The sequence below is a fragment of the Pseudomonas sp. PsB genome (genome assembly GCF_043658375.1).
Lineage (GTDB): Bacteria > Pseudomonadota > Gammaproteobacteria > Pseudomonadales > Pseudomonadaceae > Aquipseudomonas > Aquipseudomonas putida_Z.
Map to the genome: position 1 here is coordinate 1 of NZ_JBIGLU010000022.1, position 16,917 is coordinate 16,917.

At 63.1% G+C, this 16,917-nt stretch carries 15 protein-coding genes; 12 read left to right on the plus strand and 3 right to left on the minus strand.

The window, feature by feature from the left end:
- The 3 genes from ACGLHT_RS21935 to ACGLHT_RS21945 form a co-directional block, all read right to left on the minus strand.
- Positions 1-209: ISL3 family transposase (locus ACGLHT_RS21935; RefSeq protein ID WP_072058551.1), on the minus strand; the 209-nt coding region annotated here is incomplete at its 3' end.
- Between the two features lie 12 nt (positions 210-221).
- Positions 222-1,256 (minus strand): permease, encoded by a 1,035-nt coding sequence (locus ACGLHT_RS21940; protein WP_009586987.1) that lies wholly within the window; start codon positions 1,254-1,256, stop codon positions 222-224.
- A 63-nt stretch (positions 1,257-1,319) separates the two neighbouring features.
- On the minus strand, positions 1,320-1,925 hold the full coding sequence (locus tag ACGLHT_RS21945) for a TetR/AcrR family transcriptional regulator (protein WP_023110675.1): 606 nt from the start codon (positions 1,923-1,925) through the stop codon (positions 1,320-1,322).
- 141 nt (positions 1,926-2,066) lie between these two features.
- Between ACGLHT_RS21945 and ACGLHT_RS21950 the strand changes: the two genes are divergently transcribed.
- From ACGLHT_RS21950 to trbJ, 12 genes are all read left to right on the plus strand, one after another.
- Positions 2,067-3,269: an efflux RND transporter periplasmic adaptor subunit gene (locus tag ACGLHT_RS21950; protein WP_021204037.1), complete on the plus strand. Its 1,203-nt coding sequence runs from the start codon at positions 2,067-2,069 to the stop codon at positions 3,267-3,269.
- A 19-nt stretch (positions 3,270-3,288) separates the two neighbouring features.
- Positions 3,289-6,456 (plus strand): efflux RND transporter permease subunit, encoded by a 3,168-nt coding sequence (locus ACGLHT_RS21955; protein WP_021204036.1) that lies wholly within the window; start codon positions 3,289-3,291, stop codon positions 6,454-6,456.
- A gap of 64 nt (positions 6,457-6,520) precedes the next feature.
- The gene (locus ACGLHT_RS21960) at positions 6,521-8,050 is read left to right on the plus strand and encodes an efflux transporter outer membrane subunit (RefSeq protein ID WP_024718239.1); all 1,530 of its coding nucleotides are present in this window, start codon (positions 6,521-6,523) and stop codon (positions 8,048-8,050) included.
- A gap of 14 nt (positions 8,051-8,064) precedes the next feature.
- Positions 8,065-9,009, plus strand: a complete 945-nt coding sequence (locus ACGLHT_RS21965; RefSeq protein ID WP_021204034.1) for a LysR family transcriptional regulator — start codon at positions 8,065-8,067, stop codon at positions 9,007-9,009.
- A 2-nt stretch (positions 9,010-9,011) separates the two neighbouring features.
- The gene (locus ACGLHT_RS21970) at positions 9,012-9,266 is read left to right on the plus strand and encodes an EexN family lipoprotein (RefSeq protein ID WP_024718240.1); all 255 of its coding nucleotides are present in this window, start codon (positions 9,012-9,014) and stop codon (positions 9,264-9,266) included.
- A gap of 236 nt (positions 9,267-9,502) precedes the next feature.
- The gene (locus tag ACGLHT_RS21975) at positions 9,503-11,509 is read left to right on the plus strand and encodes a conjugal transfer protein TraG (protein WP_021204033.1); all 2,007 of its coding nucleotides are present in this window, start codon (positions 9,503-9,505) and stop codon (positions 11,507-11,509) included.
- Positions 11,506-11,994 carry a CopG family transcriptional regulator gene (locus ACGLHT_RS21980; protein ID WP_021204032.1) on the plus strand — a complete coding sequence of 163 codons (489 nt, stop codon included), beginning with the start codon at positions 11,506-11,508 and terminating at the stop codon, positions 11,992-11,994. Before ACGLHT_RS21975 ends, ACGLHT_RS21980 begins: the two co-directional genes overlap by 4 nt.
- Positions 11,991-13,061, plus strand: a complete 1,071-nt coding sequence (gene trbB, locus ACGLHT_RS21985) for a P-type conjugative transfer ATPase TrbB (protein ID WP_022960601.1) — start codon at positions 11,991-11,993, stop codon at positions 13,059-13,061. Before ACGLHT_RS21980 ends, trbB begins: the two co-directional genes overlap by 4 nt.
- Complete coding sequence (locus ACGLHT_RS21990; protein ID WP_022960600.1) at positions 13,058-13,444, plus strand: TrbC/VirB2 family protein; 387 nt, start codon at positions 13,058-13,060, stop codon at positions 13,442-13,444. The genes trbB and ACGLHT_RS21990 overlap by 4 nt, the downstream gene beginning before the upstream one ends.
- A complete protein-coding gene (locus ACGLHT_RS21995) occupies positions 13,441-13,710 on the plus strand; it encodes a VirB3 family type IV secretion system protein (RefSeq protein ID WP_021204031.1) in 270 nt (89 codons plus the stop codon). Before ACGLHT_RS21990 ends, ACGLHT_RS21995 begins: the two co-directional genes overlap by 4 nt.
- Before the next feature lie 10 nt (positions 13,711-13,720).
- Positions 13,721-16,171, plus strand: a complete 2,451-nt coding sequence (gene trbE / locus ACGLHT_RS22000; RefSeq protein ID WP_021204030.1) for a conjugal transfer protein TrbE — start codon at positions 13,721-13,723, stop codon at positions 16,169-16,171.
- Positions 16,168-16,911, plus strand: a complete 744-nt coding sequence (trbJ, locus tag ACGLHT_RS22005) for a P-type conjugative transfer protein TrbJ (protein ID WP_011716362.1) — start codon at positions 16,168-16,170, stop codon at positions 16,909-16,911. Before trbE ends, trbJ begins: the two co-directional genes overlap by 4 nt.
- Positions 16,912-16,917 lie beyond the last annotated feature (6 nt).

Below are 16,917 nucleotides of genomic sequence, written 5' to 3' on the forward strand. Positions count from 1 at the left end.
CGGCGGACCACCCAGAGAGTGACCCGCTTGCCGTGGATGGGCAGATCACGATAGGGAACGTCACGCTTGCCGAACCGCACGAACTCACCCTGCACGCCGCACCCCTCGCAGGCTACTGGTGTAGGTGCTTCAAGCCGAAAATGTATGTCTTCATTCTGCTCATCAGAATCCACCAACTGGTACCCAGGAAGGCTTAACGAATTAATCATCTCCCGCCTTGATCAGAAAAACAGGTAGGTGGCGTAACCGGCAATCATCGCCATAGCAAAAATGACTGCTAAAAACGCCGCTAAAAGCTTCAGCGTGAACAAAGAGCGCAACAGAATGAGCTCAGTCAGGCTGGCTCCGGCACTGCCGATGATAAACGCTAGCACCGTCCCGGCACCCACGCCTTTGGCCATCAGAGCCGCTGCCAGAGGTATGACGGCTTCAGCGCGAATATACAACGGCACGCCGATGACAGCGGCAACTGGAATGGCAAAGGGATTATCTGGGCCTGCATACTGCTCCAATAAGTCAGTGGGCATGAAACCATAGATCACGCTGCCAATCGCAATACCGATGAGCAGGTAAGGCAACACATCGATAAAGTCCGACCAAGCTTCCCGCCACACACCACTGTACTTCCCTTCTTTCTTAACCGTGACAGTGGGTTGACTGTCACAGCATTCGCTAGACGTAGAGACTGTTGTCTTCCTATCAGCCCCGCAAGAAGCCGTCTTCGGAGTGGTGTCGCAGCTGTTGGTGCCGCAACTCGATGCGGTCGATGTAGCACTGCACGGGCTTGCTGATGAACTACATCCACTGCTCTCTTGTGTCGCCGTCCGGCGCACATAACGCTCGAAGCCAAGCGTGTGAAGCAGCCATCCGGCACCTACCGCGACCACCAAAGCGGCGAGCACATAGATAGCAGTAAGTGTCCATCCAAACGTGGCAACCAGCAGGCCGACGACGATAGGATTCAGCAACGGAGATGAGAAAAGAAACACCATCATCGGCCCAAAACCGGCCCGTGCCCGAATCAACCCTTTCAACATGGGGATAGTCGAGCAACTACAGAAGGGCGTTATAGCTCCTAAACCAGCAGCAAGAAAATAGCCTCGCTTCCCACTGGAAGTCAGTAACGCTTCCACCTTGGATGGTGGGATGTGACGTTGAAGAACTCCGACCAGCAAGCTAATGCCAATGAATAAAACCGATAGCTCGATAGCGAGAAAGGCGAACATGCCTAGAGCGTCTTGGAGTTGAGATGACATTCAATATTACTCCTATATTTCTGGGTCAAAGAGTCCGGCCTGCCGGTCGGCACCTTTGGGTTGTTACGGCTGCGCGGGAGAGGTGTCCCGCCGCAAGCCCGCCACCAGTACAAGAAATCCCTGCACGGCTTTTTCGGAAGCGGCGCGTGGGTCGTCTGCGCTGGCGATCCACAGCGATGCGCCCAGCAGCGCCCCGTTTATCAGGCGGGCCGTCGCCAGGGGATCGACGGGGCGTATGACTGCCTCCTCGATCAACTTCTGGAGGCTGCGGCGCGTATTCACGATGCACACGTTCTGGCTGGGCCACTGGGAGGGATCGCCCAGAACCGCTGGCCCGTCCAGCAGGACGATCCGCTGGACTTCGGGCTCGACGGCCATCTTGATGTAGCCAATGCACTCCTGAACGAAGCCGTCCCAGGTGGACTCCGCCTCCTCGACGATGACGGCCAGTCGGCCAGATATCTCTGCATCAATCTGGGCGATGACCGCCTCCAGCAGCCCTTTCTTTCCACCGAAGTGGTGATAGAGCGCTCCGCGCGTCAGTCCGGCTTGGGCCGTCAGCTCATCCATTGAACTGTCCGCATATCCCACGGTTGCGAACGCAGCGCGGGCGGCACTGATGAGCTTGGCCCGCGTTTCCTCAATCATCTCTGCACGCTTTTGTGCCATTAGGTCGTCCTCCGATTTTTCACATAAGAAGTGTATGTAAATGATTGACATACGTTGCGTATGAGTGGATGATAAATGGCATACGTCACGTATGTCAAATTTTATCAACCGGGTTTCGCCATCCCTTCGAGACTGAAAACAATGAGCACATTGCCTTACCTTGCGGTCCTGCCTTCCTGGCGCCGCGCCTTGCCGTTAGCTGCGGCGAGCTTGCTGGCGCTGTCCCTAGCTGGCTGCAATAGCGACGCCGCCGACGCGGTCGCCGCCCCTCCACCCACGGTCAGCGTGGCACCTGTGTCGGTGCGCAAGATCGTCCAATGGGATGAGTTCAATGGCCGCGTCGAGGCGGTGGAAGGCGTTGCGCTGCGGCCACGTGTGAGTGGCTACATCGACAGGGTCAATTACGAAGAGGGCCAGATCGTCAAACGTGGCGACGTGCTGTTCGAGATTGACGCTCGCAGTTACCGTGCTGCTCTGGCTCGCGCGGAAGCAGACTTGGCCCGCGCCCGCACGCAGGCCGCACTGGCACGTAGCGAAGCGGCCCGTGCTCAAAAGCTGGCTTCGTTGCAAGCAGCCTCCACCGAGGAGTTGGAGCAGCGCCACGCCGCCGCCGATCAGGCCCAAGCCAACGTGCAGTTCGCCCAAGCCGCAGTCGAGACCGCCAAGTTGGATCTGTCGTTCACCCAGGTACGTTCGCCCATCACAGGCCGCGCCGGACGTGCACTGGTCACGGCAGGCAACTTGGTGAGTGCTGACGGCCAGGCCAGCATCCTGACCACCGTAGTCTCGCTGAACCCGGTGCACGTGCATTTTGATGTCGACGAGCGTACCTATCTGCGCTACGCCCACATGGCTCGCAACGGAGAGCGCCCCGACCAGCGCAGCGAAAGTATCCCGGTGCAGGTGGGCCTGGTCGGCGAGAACGGCTATCCACACGCCGGAAACGTGGACTTCGTGGACAACCGTGTCGATGCGGCCACCGGCACCATCCGCGCACGCGCCACCCTGGTCAATCCCGACGGCCTGCTTACGCCGGGCCTCTATGCCCGAGTGCGCCTGCCGGGTAGCGGCAGTTTCGAGGCCATGCTGATCGACGACAAGGCCATCCTGACCGACCAGAGCCGCAAGTACGTGTATGTGATCGATGAGAACAACACCGCCCAGCGCCGCGACATCACGCTGGGACGCAAGGCCGAAGGCCTGCGCATCGTCGAGGAAGGTCTAAATCCCGGCGACCGCGTGATCGTCAACGGCATCCAGAAGGTTTCTGTCGGCATGCCAGTGACGGCCCAGGACATTGAAATGGCGCCTGCAGGCCGACAAAACGCCCAGGCGAGCGAATGAGCGCGGAGAGCCAGCCATCATGAACTTTGCCCGCTTTTTCGTGGACAGGCCGATTTTTGCGGCCGTGCTGTCCATCATCATTTTCGTGGTTGGGTTGATCGCGATCCCGCTCTTGCCCGTCAGCGAGTACCCGGAAGTCGTGCCACCCAGCGTACAGGTTCGCGCCACGTATCCTGGCGCAAATCCGCGCGAAATCGCCGACACGGTAGCCGCACCACTGGAGGCATCCATCACCGGCGTGGAAAACATGCTCTACATGAAGTCCGTGGCCGGTAGTGATGGCGTGTTGGTGCTGACCGTCACCTTCCGTCCTGGCACCGATCCCGACGACGCCCAGGTCAAGGTACAGAACCGTGTCGCCCAGGCAGAGCCGCGTCTTCCCGAAGCGGTGCGCCAGCAAGGTGTGGTGACCGTCAAACAGTTCCCCAACGAAACGCTGGTCGTGCAGTTGCGCTCGCCGGGCGATCGCTATGACGCGCTGTACCTGCGCAACTATGCCGTGCTCCATGTACGCGACGAGTTGGCACGCATCCAGGGGGTGGGCGATGCCACGATCATCGGCTCTGGCGACTACGCCATGCGCTTATGGCTGGACCCCGACAAAATTGCGGCGCTGGGTATGACCGCCGGCGATGTGGTCGAAGCCGTGCGCGAACAGAACGTCCAGGTCTCGGCCGGTCAACTAGGTGCGCCGCCCAACCCCTCGGGAAGCGACTTCCTCCTGTCCATCAATGCGCAGGGCCGGCTGGTGACGGAAGAAGAGTTCGGCGACGTCATCGTCAAGACCGGATCGCAGGGTCAGGTCACCCGGCTGCGAGATGTGGCGCGCGTGGAAATGGACGCATCCAGCTACTCGCTGATGTCGTTGCTCAACAACAAGCCTGCTGTCGCGATCTCTGTCTTTGAAGCCCCGGGCGCCAATGCCATCGAAATCTCGGATCAAGTCCGCGCGAAGATGGACGAGTTGGCCAAGCGCTTTCCCGAGGGAGTGGAATGGTCGTTGGAGTATGACTCAACTGTCTTCGTGCGTCAGTCGATCAAGGCGGTCGTCAACACTCTGCTGGAAGCCATCGGACTGGTGGTGCTGGTGGTGATCTTGTTCCTTCAGACTTGGCGTGCCTCCATCATCCCACTGCTAGCCGTGCCGGTGTCGGTGGTAGGCACCTTCGCCGTGCTGCTGATGCTGGGCTTTTCCATCAATACGCTCACGCTTTTTGGACTCGTGCTTGCCATCGGGATCGTGGTGGACGACGCGATCGTGGTGGTGGAAAACGTCGAGCGCAACATCGCCGAAGGGCTGGCGCCGCTGGCTGCGGCCCATCAGGCCATGCGCGAAGTCAGTGGCCCCATCGTCGCCATCTCGCTGGTGCTGTGCTCGGTATTCGTGCCTATGGCATTCCTGTCCGGCGTGACAGGGCAGTTCTACAAACAGTTCGCCGTCACCATTGCGATCTCCACGGTAATTTCGGCCATCAACTCGCTGACGCTGTCGCCTGCGCTGGCCGCGCGCCTGCTTCGCCCGCATGGTGCCGCGCCAGACCTGCCCACGCGGGTGCTGGATCGCAGTCTGGGCTGGATATTACGGCCGTTCAACCGTTTCTTCCTGCGCAGCGCGGATGGCTATGGAAACAGCGTGTCGCGCATCCTCGGGCGGCGTGGTGCGGTGTTTCTCGTCTACATCGCGCTACTGGTGGCGACGGGAGCTGTGTTCAAGGCCGTCCCTGGCGGATTCATCCCCATGCAGGACAAGCTGTATCTCCTCGGTGTCATCCAGCTACCCGAGGGTGCATCCCTGGAGCGCACGGAAGCGCTGGTCCGCCGTGTGAGCGACATCGCGCTCAAGACCGATGGCGTCTACAACGCCGTGCAGTTCCCGGGCATGAACGGCTTGCAGTTGACCAACACGTCCAATAGCGGCCTAGTGTATTTCGTACTCAAGCCCATCAATGAGCGCAAGCACACTGCAACCGAGATTGCGGAACAGTTGAACGAGCGCTTCGCTCAGGAGCAGGACGGTCTGGCCTTTGCCATCATGCCGCCCCCTGTCATGGGGCTGGGCGCGGGTTCCGGGTTCTCTCTTTACGTGCAGGATCGCAACCGTGAGGGCTATGCCGCATTGCAGACGGCGACCACCGAGCTGGCGACGGCCATCTCGCAAGAACCGGGATTCCAATATCCGATCAGTTCCTATCAGGCCAATGTGCCGCAGCTTGACGCCGTAGTGGACCGCACCAAGGCGAAGGCACAGGGCGTGGCCGTGACCGATCTTTTCGATACGCTGCAAGTGTACCTGGGTTCGGCGTATGTCAACGACTTCACGCGCTTTGGCCGCACCTTCCGGGTGATGGCTCAGGCGGACGCACCGTTCCGCAGTTCTGTCGAGGACGTGGTCAAACTGCGCACCCGCAACGCCAATGGCGACATGGTGCCCATCGGCAGCATGGTGGACGTGCGCAAGACATTCGGCCCCGATCCCGTCATCCGCTTCAACGGCTATCCATCTGCCGACCTGATTGGTGAGTTTGATCCGCGTCTGGTGTCGTCATCGCAGGCATTGCAGCAAGTGCAATCCATTGCAGACAAGGTGCTGCCGCCAGGCATGCAACTGGAGTGGACCGACCTCAGCTACCAGCAGGTCACGCAAAGCAATACCGCGCTGGTGGTGTTCCCGCTGGCGGTACTGTTGGTCTTCCTGGTGCTGGCGGCACTGTACGAAAGCTGGACGTTGCCGCTGGCCGTCATCCTGATCGTGCCCATGAGCCTGTTGTCGGCCATGACGGGCGTGTGGCTCGCGGGTGGTGACAGCAACATTTTCGTGCAGATTGGCTTGATAGTGCTGATTGGTCTGGCCTCCAAGAATGCCATTCTGATCGTGGAGTTCGCCCGTGAACTTGAGCGCAAGGGGCACAGCATCCTCGATGCCGCGCTGGAGGCATCACGCCTTCGTCTGCGCCCGATCATCATGACTTCCATCGCCTTCATCGCTGGCGTGGTGCCGCTGATGGTCGGTTCCGGCGCAGGCGCGGAGATTCGCCAGGTTATGGGAGTGACTGTGTTCGCCGGCATGCTCGGCGTGACCTTGTTCGGTTTATTCCTGACTCCTGTTTTCTACGTCGCGTTACGCAGGCTCGCGACGCGCAAGCCACGTCGCCAGGCAAATGTCGCCATGGAGGCCACCCATGACTGACTCCACAAGGACTGATTCCGTCATGCTTCAAACGCCATCCCGCATCCGACCATGCCTACGTCGGATGCCACATCTGGTACTGCTCCCTTTGGTGGCGTTGACGCTGGCAGCTTGCGCAGTAGGGCCGAATTACAAGGCACCTGCCGCGCCCCAGGCAGTGACGTATGCCCGCCAAGACCCCGTTGCCGTGTCCCAGCTTGTACCGGAGGCCGATGCGCAATTCTGGCGGGAACTGGATGACCCGGTGCTGCACTCTTTGGTGGAGAATGCTCTTCACGCCAATCACGACATCCGCATAGCACTGTCGCGCTACGAGCAAGCCAGCGCACTGTCGCGCGAACGTCGCCAAGACTACTATCCGACGCTGGGCGCGTCCGGTGAAATCAGTACCCAGCGCGCCAGTGCTGCACAAGCACCGGATGCGTCCCGCTCCGACCGGGATAACGATCTGCATTCGGCTGGCCTATCCGTGATCTGGGAATTGGACTTCTTTGGCCGAGTGCGGCGCAGCGTGGAATCGCAGCGCGCCGAGACCGAGGCCAGCGCAGCCGACCTGGCGGGCGTACAAGTGGCTATGGTGGCCGAGTTGACCGACGCCTATTTCCGCTTGCGCGGCTTGCAAGTGCAATTACAGGTCGCGCGGGACAACGAAATCAACCAAGCCGAAACGCTGCGGCTGATCGAGGTCTTGTTCGAGAACGGCCGGGGCACGTCGTTCGATGCCGACCGCGCCCGCACGCAATTGGCGCTGACACGCTCGCGCATTCCGCCGCTTGAAGCTGAGGCTGCTGTGGCCGCCCACCGCATTGCCGTGCTCACTGGCCGCACGCCTGCGGCGATGGCCGAAGTGCTGGATCACCCCGCAGCCTTGCCTGAGCTGCCCGCCCAGATCAACGCCGGTGCACCGGGCGATCTACTGCGTCGCCGTCCCGATGTGGCTGCGGCAGAACGTAGGCTGGCTGCGGCCACTGCGCGTATCGGCGTAGCCATGGCAGACCTGTTCCCTCGCTTTACGTTGGGAGGGCTGATCGGCACGCAGGCGTTGGGCTTTGGTTCGTTGTTCGAGCGTGATAGTGAAACGCGAATGATCTCGCTCGGTGTGGGTGGTTCCTTCCTAGACGTGGGCCGGGTGCGGTCGCGCATCGCGGCGGCCAATTCAGCCACTGCCGAAAACTTGGCGGTATACGAGCGCACGGTGCTGCGCGCCATGGAAGAAACCGAGAACGCGCTGGTACGCCTATCGCGCGCGCAGACCGAGAACGCCATGCTGGTACAGGCGACCGAGGCCAGCCGCCGGGCAGCCAAGACGGCTCGCCTGCAATTTGAGGGCGGCGCCATCCATGTTTTGGATGTGCTGGAGGCCGAACGTTCACGCTTGGAGTCCGAAGACTTGCTGGCACAAAGCGCCACCCGCAGGGCGACGGCGTTGGTGGCGGTCTACAAGACGCTGGCCGGCGGCTGGTCACACGCCTTGCCCGGACCGCAGGGCGAGGCAGTCGCGCAGCGCCACAAAAGCGGCGACAGGCCTGAACTGGATGAACTCGGTGAGATGAGCGGCTACAACGCTGCGACTCTCAAACGGCCTTTGTACTGACAACAGGAGGCGAAATGGAGATTCGACACTTACGCTGCTTTCTCGCTGTCGCCGAAGAACTACATTTCGCCCGCGCGGCCGAGAGGCTGCACATCGAGCAGTCACCGCTGTCGCGCACTATCAAGGAACTGGAGGAGAGCCTGGGCGAACAGTTGTTCATTCGTACCAGCCGCAGCACGCGGCTGACACGGGCGGGCAAGCTGTTTCTGGAGCATGTGCCGCGCATCTTCACCGCCTTGCAGCAGGCGCGCGATAGCGTGAATGCAGCCACCAACGGCTTCCACGGTCAGTTGCGTATCGCACTGTCCGACGGCATCACGCCCTCGCGCCTGCCGTCCTTGCTGGCGCTGTGTCGGCAGGAAGAACCCGAAGTCGAGATTCGCCTGTTCGAGGTACCCTTGTCGCAGCAGATCAAGGGACTGCATGACGACCTGTACGACGTGGGCTTTGCCCAGTCCGATGAAGTTGGAGAAGGCATCACTGCCGAAGCCGTTTGGAGCGATGCACTGATGGTGGCGGTTCCTGCACGCCATCCGCTTTTGAAGCACAGGCGCATCCCGCTGGAAGAAGTGCTGCGCTATCCGCTGGTGCTGTGCGATCCGCACGTATGCGAAGGCCATGCTCGCCAAGTCGAGCGTGTACTGCGCCGGATAGATATGGAGCCGCTGATTGCCGAACGTGTGGCTTCGTGCGATTTGATGATGGCGTTAGTGTCGGCGGGCTTTGCGCTGGGCCTAGCCGGAGCGCCGCATATCGCAGGCAGCCGTGAGCCTGGGATTGTGGCTCGGCCGCTGGCGGGTCGCTCACCCATGCTGACCACTTATGTGCTGCACCGGGAAGGTGGATCCTCGGACGTGCTGTCACGCTTTATCGAGCGTGTGCAGGCCATCGAATCGCCGGACGGCATCAGAGCCACGCCCCCCCTTGAACCCGATTCCCAAGAGGAAGTCGAGTCATGACCATGAAGCAGATCGCCCCATTCCTGTTGGTCGCCGCGCTGTCCGCTTGCGGCCAGTCCGAAACACCGAAACAGGCAACCAATGTACCGACCGTGGAAGAGCTGGTCGCAGATCCTGCGCGCCTGAGGGAGCTGCGCCGCCAGTGCAAGACCGAACGCCCGACGATGGGAGACGTGCTGTGCAACCGGGTGGCCGAGGCGACGAACAAGCGCTTCTTTGGCTATGGAAACACGCCCTACACGCCGCCGAAGTTCTGATTGTTGGCTTTCTGCCGCGAATCTTGATTTTTCTTTCTCGACACGCCGCCGCGCGCTCACGCCTGCGGCGTTTTTACTGGTTTCGCCTCTGCATGACACCATGCTTTTTGCATCACCTTGCTGCCGATAACGGTCTTTGACCGGCACTGAACCGGCACCGATCCTGACGCCTGCGGCACGCCTTTGTGCCGCGTTTTCCACGGGGAATCAGCGCAGGAGAAATCGGAGGCCAGGGTATGCAAGCTCAGGGCGTGTTGTTCGGGCAGATCGCCGCCGTCTTCGGCATCGTGATCGCCGGTGTGTGGGGTGCCACGCAATGGACCGCCGCCGCCTTGGGCTACCAGCTACGCCTGGGCGCGCCCTGGTTCGACTTCCACGGCACGCCGGTCTATTACCCGTGGAAGCTGTTCGAGTGGTGGTTCTTCTTCGACGCCTACGCGCCGCAGGTGTTCGACACCGGCGGCATGATCGCGGCGAGCAGCGGCCTGCTGGCCGTGGTGGTCGCCATCGCCATGTCGGTGTGGCGCTCGCGCCAGGCGCGCAAAGTGACGACCTATGGCTCGGCCCGCTGGGCCGATGTCGCCGACATTCGCAAGGCCGGGCTGACGCAGCCCGCCGGCGTCTTTCTCGGCCAGCATGACGGCCACTACCTGCGGCACGAAGGGCCGGAACACGTCCTGACCTTTGCGCCCACGCGCTCGGGCAAGGGTGTGGGCCTGGTGGTGCCGACGCTGCTGTCCTGGCCGGCATCCGCCGTCATCCACGACATCAAGGGCGAGAACTGGCAGATCACCGCTGGCTGGCGTTCGCGCTTCTCGCATTGCCTGCTGTTCAACCCGACCGATGCCAGTTCGGCGGCCTACAACCCGCTGCTGGAAGTGCGGCGCGGCGCGCATGAGGTGCGCGACGTGCAGAACATCGCCGACATCCTGGTCGATCCCGAAGGTGCGCTGGAGAAGCGCAACCACTGGGAGAAGACCAGTCACGCGCTGCTGGTCGGTGCCATCCTGCATGTGTTGTACGCGGGCGAAGACAAGACGCTGCGTGGCGTCGCCAACTTTCTCAGCGATCCAGCCAGCCCGTTCGAGCTGACATTGCACCGGATGATGACGACCAAGCACTTGGGTGATGTGCAGCATCCGGTTGTCGCCTCCGCCGCCCGCGAAGTGCTCAACAAGAGCGACAACGAGCGCTCGGGCGTGCTCTCCACTGCCATGTCGTTCCTCGGCCTGTACCGCGATCCGACCGTGGCCGAAGTCACCTCGCGTTGCGACTGGCGCATTGCCGACCTGATCGCTTCAGAGCATCCCGTCTCGCTGTATCTGGTAGTGCCGCCTTCTGACATTTCGCGCACCAAACCGCTGATCCGGCTGATCCTCAACCAAATCGGACGACGGCTCACCGAATCGCTGGATGGCAGTGATGGCATCCAACGCCGCCACAAGCTGCTGTTGATGCTCGATGAGTTCCCGGCGCTGGGCCGTCTGGACTTCTTCGAGACCGCGCTGGCCTTCATGGCGGGCTATGGCATCCGCAGCTTCCTCATCGCGCAGTCGCTCAACCAGATCGACAAGGCATATGGGCAGAACCATTCGATCCTGGACAACTGCCATGTGCGCGTGACCTTCGCTACCAACGACGAACGAACGGCCAAACGCATTTCTGAAACCCTCGGCACCGCCACTGAACTGCGCGCCCAGCGCAACTATGCCGGACACAGATTGGCCCCATGGCTCGGCCACCTGATGGTGTCGCGGCAGGAAACCGCACGGCCACTGCTTACGCCGGGCGAAGTGATGCAACTGCCGACCGATGAAGCGGTGGTGATGGTGTCCAGTGTCGCGCCGATCAAGGCGAAGAAGCTGCGCTATTTCGCCGATGCCAATTTCAAGCAGCGGGTATTACCGCCGCCTTCGGTGACGGCTGGCCGCTATGCCGATGTGCCGCCGGCACGGCCTGACGACTGGAGCGGCTTGGCAATACCTGCGGTTCCCGCGACACCGGCCACGGCGTCCGCCGATGACCTGGAGGCCTTGGGTTCGACCGACGATGGCGGCCCACGCCGCCAGCCCGAACTGTCCGAAGCCATCGCCTATGCCCCCGAGATGGATGCCCCGAGCAGCGACCTGTCGCTGCTCGATGACGACGACATGCCCCCGGTGCTTCCCGGCCAGATCGACCCCGCCCTGCAACGCACGGCGCGACTGGCTTCTCTCGACCCCAACGACGGAATCGACCTATGAGCCAATACCGCCTCAATCTGTTCATCCAGCACGAGCACGCCAAACGTCTGGAAGAACTGGCCGCCAAGAAAGGCGTGTCCAAGTCGTCCATCGTCGCGGCGGCGCTCGCATCGTGGCTATCGCCCGATGCCGGCGACCAGCGTGAGGCCGCCATCGCCAAACGACTGGATCGCCTGTCGCGGCAGGCCGAGCGCCTGGAGCGTGACCAGAACATCCAGATCGAGACGCTGGCGCTATTCGTCCGCTACTACCTGACCGTCAGCACGCCGGTGCCGGAGGCCCATCAGGATGCGGCTCGCGCGCAGGGCAAGGCGCGCTTCGAGCAGTTCGTCGAACAGTTAGGCCGCCACCTGCTGCGTGGCCGCAGCCTGGTACGGGACGTGGTGGAAGAACTGCATCCCCAGGATCGTGAGTTCGAGATGCGCATGGATGACGCGGCCGCGATGGCCGCCGCCCATGAACGCACTGCGGAGCGTGCGTCATGAGTGCCGTTCCTCAAATCCCGCCCGAACCGCGCTCATCCGCTGCAGCATCCCAGGATCGCCGCATCCAGATGCTGCGCACGGCGATGGGGCCGGTGATCGCCGCTGCGCTGGAAGACCCGGACGTGGTGGAAGTGATGCTCAACCCCGACCGGACATTGTGGGTGGATCGGCTGTCGTCTGGCCGTGCGCCGCTCGGCGTCGAACTGCCCGAAGCCGATGGCGAACGCATCATCCGCCTGGTCGCCGCCCATGTCGGTGCGGAGGTGCATCGCGGCCAACCGCTCTTGACCGCCGAACTGCCTGAAACCGGCGAACGCTTCGAGGGCATCCTGCCGCCCGCCGCACCCGGCCCGGCCTTTGCGCTGCGCAAGCGTGCCGTGAGCATCATCGGTCTGGATCGCTATGTGGCTGATGGCATCCTGACCACTGGGCAGGCCGAGTTTCTGCGTCATGCCGTGCGCGAGCGGCACAACATCCTGATCGCCGGAGGCACCAGCACCGGCAAGACCACGCTGGCCAATGCCTTGCTGGCCGAGATCGCCGCCACCGGCGACCGCGTGCTGGTGCTCGAAGACACCATCGAACTGCAATGCGCGGCCCGCGACCATGTGCCGCTGCGCACCCGCGCCGGCGTCGTGTCCATGACCGAGCTGGTGCGGGCCACGATGCGCCTGCGGCCCGACCGCGTGATCGTCGGCGAAGTGCGCGGCGGCGAAGCGCTGGATCTGGTGAAGGTCTGGGGCACCGGCCACCCCGGCGGCATCGCCACCATTCATGCCGGCTCCGCGTTGGGCGCGCTGCTGCGCCTGGAGCAACTGATCCTCGAAGTGGCGGTGAATCCGCCCCGCGCCCTGATCGCCGAGGCGGTCAATGTCGTGATCCACATCGCAGGCCGCGGCCGCAAGCGCCACGTCGAAACCATTTCCCGCGTCGTCGGTTTCGACGGCGCGGGCTACCGCCTGGCGGATGCGCTGGAAGCGACGCTTCCCGAGCTGCCGCCGGTTCCTCTTACAGCCGCTGCCGCTACGCCTTCCTCGATCCCTGAACAACCTGGAGAACTGCCATGACGCACGTTGATGCTTTCCGTCTTTCTGTAAACCCGCTTTCCCCGCTGCCCATGCTGGCGCGTTTGCATCGCCTGGCCCGACCCGCAGGACAAGGGTTGCTGCTCGCGGTGTTGATGCTGTTGCTGGCGGGCACGGCGCAGGCCGCCGGTTCCTCAATGCCGTGGGAAGGCCCGCTGCAATCCATTCTCGAATCCATCCAGGGGCCGGTAGCCCGCATCGTCGCGGTGATCATCATCATCGCCACCGGCCTGGCGTTGGCCTTCGGCGATACCAGTGGCGGCTTTCGCAAGCTGATCCAGATCGTCTTCGGCCTGTCCATCGCCTTCGCGGCTTCGAGCTTCTTCCTGTCGTTCTTCAGCTTCTCCGGCGGGGCCGTCGTATGAGCACGGCCACCGATCTTCCGGGCTTTGAAGTGCCGCTGCATCGCTCGCTGACCGAGCCGATCCTGCTGGGCGGTGCGCCGCGCACCGTGGCGATTGCCAACGGCACGCTGGCCGCCGCCGTCGGGCTGGGCCTGCAACTGTGGATTCCCGGCGTGGTGCTCTGGATCATCGGCCATTCGCTGGCCGTATGGGGCGCGCGTGTCGATCCGCAGTTCATGCAGGTCTTCGCCCGGCACATCAAGCACAAGCCGCTGCTGGACGTGTGAGGACGATGCCATGCTGAACCTTGCCGAATACCGCCAACGGCCCGCGCTGCTGGCCGACTGGCTTCCCTGGGCCGGGCTGATCGCGCCGGGCGTTGTGCTGAACAAGGATGGCTCTTTCCAGCGCACGGCACGTTTTCGCGGGCCGGACTTGGACAGCGCCACGCAAGGCGAGTTGATCGCCACATCGGCGCGGCTCAACAACGCGTTGCGCCGCCTGGGTTCGGGCTGGGCCTTGTTCATTGAGGCCGAACGCCGGCCGGCGGCGGACTACCCACACTCCGACTTTCCCGAACCGCTGTCCTGGCTCGTGGACGAGGAACGCCGCGCCGCCTTCGAGGAATCAGGGCATCACTTCGAGAGCGGCTATCACCTGACGCTGGCTTACCTGCCGCCCGAGGAATCGCGCGCCCGCGCGGCCAAGCTGCTCTTCGAGAACGCGCCCGGCGATGGCGTGGACTGGGGCGGTCGCCTCGATGCCTTCGTGGCGGAAGCCGATCGTGTCTTCGACTTGCTCGATGGCGTGATGCCGGAAATCGCCTGGCTCGATGACGCCGAGACGCTGACCTACCTGCACGCCGCGGTTTCGACGAGGCGTTATCGCGTGGGCGTGCCCGAAGTGCCGTTCCACATCGACGCGCTACTGGCCGACTGCGCCCTAGTCGGTGGCCTGGCGCCCACGCTGGGAGACCAGCACCTGCGCGTGGTGTCGGTGCGGGGCTTTCCAACTTCCACCTGGCCGGGCCTGCTGGACGACCTCAACCGCCTGGGCTTCGCCTACCGCTGGAGCACGCGCTTTCTCTGCCTGGACAAAGCCGAAGCGGAAAAGGAACTCGGTCGCCTGCGCCGCCAGTGGTTCGCCAAGCGCAAGAACGTCATCGCGCTGCTGCGTGAAACCATATTCCAGCAGGAAAGCCCGCTGGTGGATACCGACGCCAGCAACAAGGCCGCCGATGCCGACGCCGCCCTGCAGGAACTGGGCAGCGATCAAGTGGCCTTCGGCTACCTCACCGCCACAGTGACGGTGCTCGATGTCGATCCAGCCGCGGCCGACGAAAAGCTGCGCATGGTGGAGCGCGTCATCCAGGGCCGGGGCTTCGTGACCATCCCCGAAACGCTGAACGCCGTGGATGCGTGGCTGTCGTCCATTCCTGGCAACGCTTACGCCAATGTGCGCCAGCCCATCGTCTCGACGCTGAACTTGGCGCACATGATGCCCTTGTCAGCGGTGTGGGCCGGGCCGGAGAAGAACGACCATCTGGACGGCCCGCCGCTGATCGTCACCCGCACCGATGGCGCGACGCCTTTTCGCTTGGTCACGCACATCGGCGACGTGGGCCACACACTGGTCGCCGGGCCGACCGGCATGGGCAAGTCGGTACTGCTTGCCATTCTGGCCATGCAGTTCCGGCGCTACTTCGGCTCGCGGATCTTCGCCTTCGACATGGGCCGCTCCATGCGTGCCACGATCCTCGGCCTCGGCGGCGAACACTACGACCTCGGTGCCGATGGCGGCATCGCCTTTCAGCCGTTGGCCCGTATCGACAGCGAGGGCTACCGCACCTGGGCGGCTGAATGGGTGGAAGGCCGGCTACTGCACGAAGGCGTGACCGTCGGCCCCGACGAGAAGGCAGCCATCTGGTCGGCGCTGGGTAGCCTCGCCGGTGCGCCGGTGGAACAGCGCACGCTGACCGGGCTTTCCGTGCTGCTGCAATCGAACGCGCTACGGCAAGCGCTGTCGCCCTATGTGCTTGGCGGCGCCCACGGCAAGCTGCTGGACGCCGACCGCGACCGGCTGGGCATGGCCGACGTGCAGGGCTTCGAGATGGAAGAACTGATGCACAGCCCCGCCGCCGTGCAAGCGGTGCTGCGCTACCTGTTCGCCCGCTTCGATGAGCGTTTCGATGGTGCGCCCACGCTGCTGATTCTGGATGAAGCCTGGCTGTTCCTCGATGAGCCATCTTTCGCGGCCCGCATCCGGCAATGGCTCAAGACGCTCAGGAAAAAGAACGTCAGCGTCATCTTCGCCACGCAGAGCCTGGCGGACATCAAGGACTCGACCATCGCGCCCGCGATCATCGAGAGCTGCGCCAGTCGGATTTTCTTGCCTAACCCGCAGGCGACCGAGCCGCAGATTCGCACGATCTATGAGGGTTTCGGGCTCAACAGCCGGCAGATCGAGATCGTCGCCACCGCGCAGCCCAAGCGCGACTACTACTACCAGTCGCGTCTCGGCAACCGCCTATTCGATCTCGACCTGGGGCCGTTGGCGCTCGCCTTCGCGGGCGCATCCACCCCTCAAGACCAACGCGACATCGACCGCGTGCTGACGCAGGCCGGCGCCCCCGGCTTCACCGGCGCGTGGCTGCGCCATCGCGGCCTCGACTGGGCTGCCGACCTGCTGCCGTCCTCACCGGCGGCCGCTTCGTTTCTCAACTCCCAACCACTGGAGGTTTCACCATGAAGACCAAGCCCCGTTTGCTGTCCGTCTCGCTCGCCGCCGTGCTGTCGGTATCGCTGCTGGCCGTGCAGCCCGCGTCCGCGCTGACGGTGTTCGACCCGTCGAACTTCGTGCAGAACACGCTGACAGCCATCCGCACGCTGGAGCAGATCAACAACCAGATCAACCAGCTCCAGAACGAAGCGCAGATGCTGATGAACCAGGCACGCAATCTGGCGAAGCTGGACTTCAACATCGTCAACCGGCTGCGCTCGACGCTCGCCACCACTGAGCGCCTGATCGCCGAGGCACGCGGCCTGGCCTACGACGTGCAGAGCATGGACGCCACGTTCGCCCGCCTGTACCCGGAGCAATATGCCGCCACCATCAGCGGCGACCGCATGGCGCAGGACGCCCGCGAACGCTGGCAGAACACCTTGAACGGTCTGCACACCGCGATGCGGATGCAGGCGCAGGTGTCGCAAAACCTTGCTCAAGACGAAAGTGCGCTGGCCGACCTCGTGAGCCAGAGCCAGTCGGCCACCGGCGCTCTGCAAGCCATGCAGGCGACGAATCAGCTTCTCGCCTTGCAGGCCAAGCAGTCGATCCAGGCGCAGCAGCTCCAGATCACGCAAGACCGGGCCGCTTCGCTGGAACTGGCGCGGCAGGCGGCGGCGACCGAACGCGCCCGCGAAGTGCGGCGGCGCTTCCTCGGCACCGGCACGCCGTACACGCCGCAGTCCGTCAACTTCTACAACAACTGACGGGAG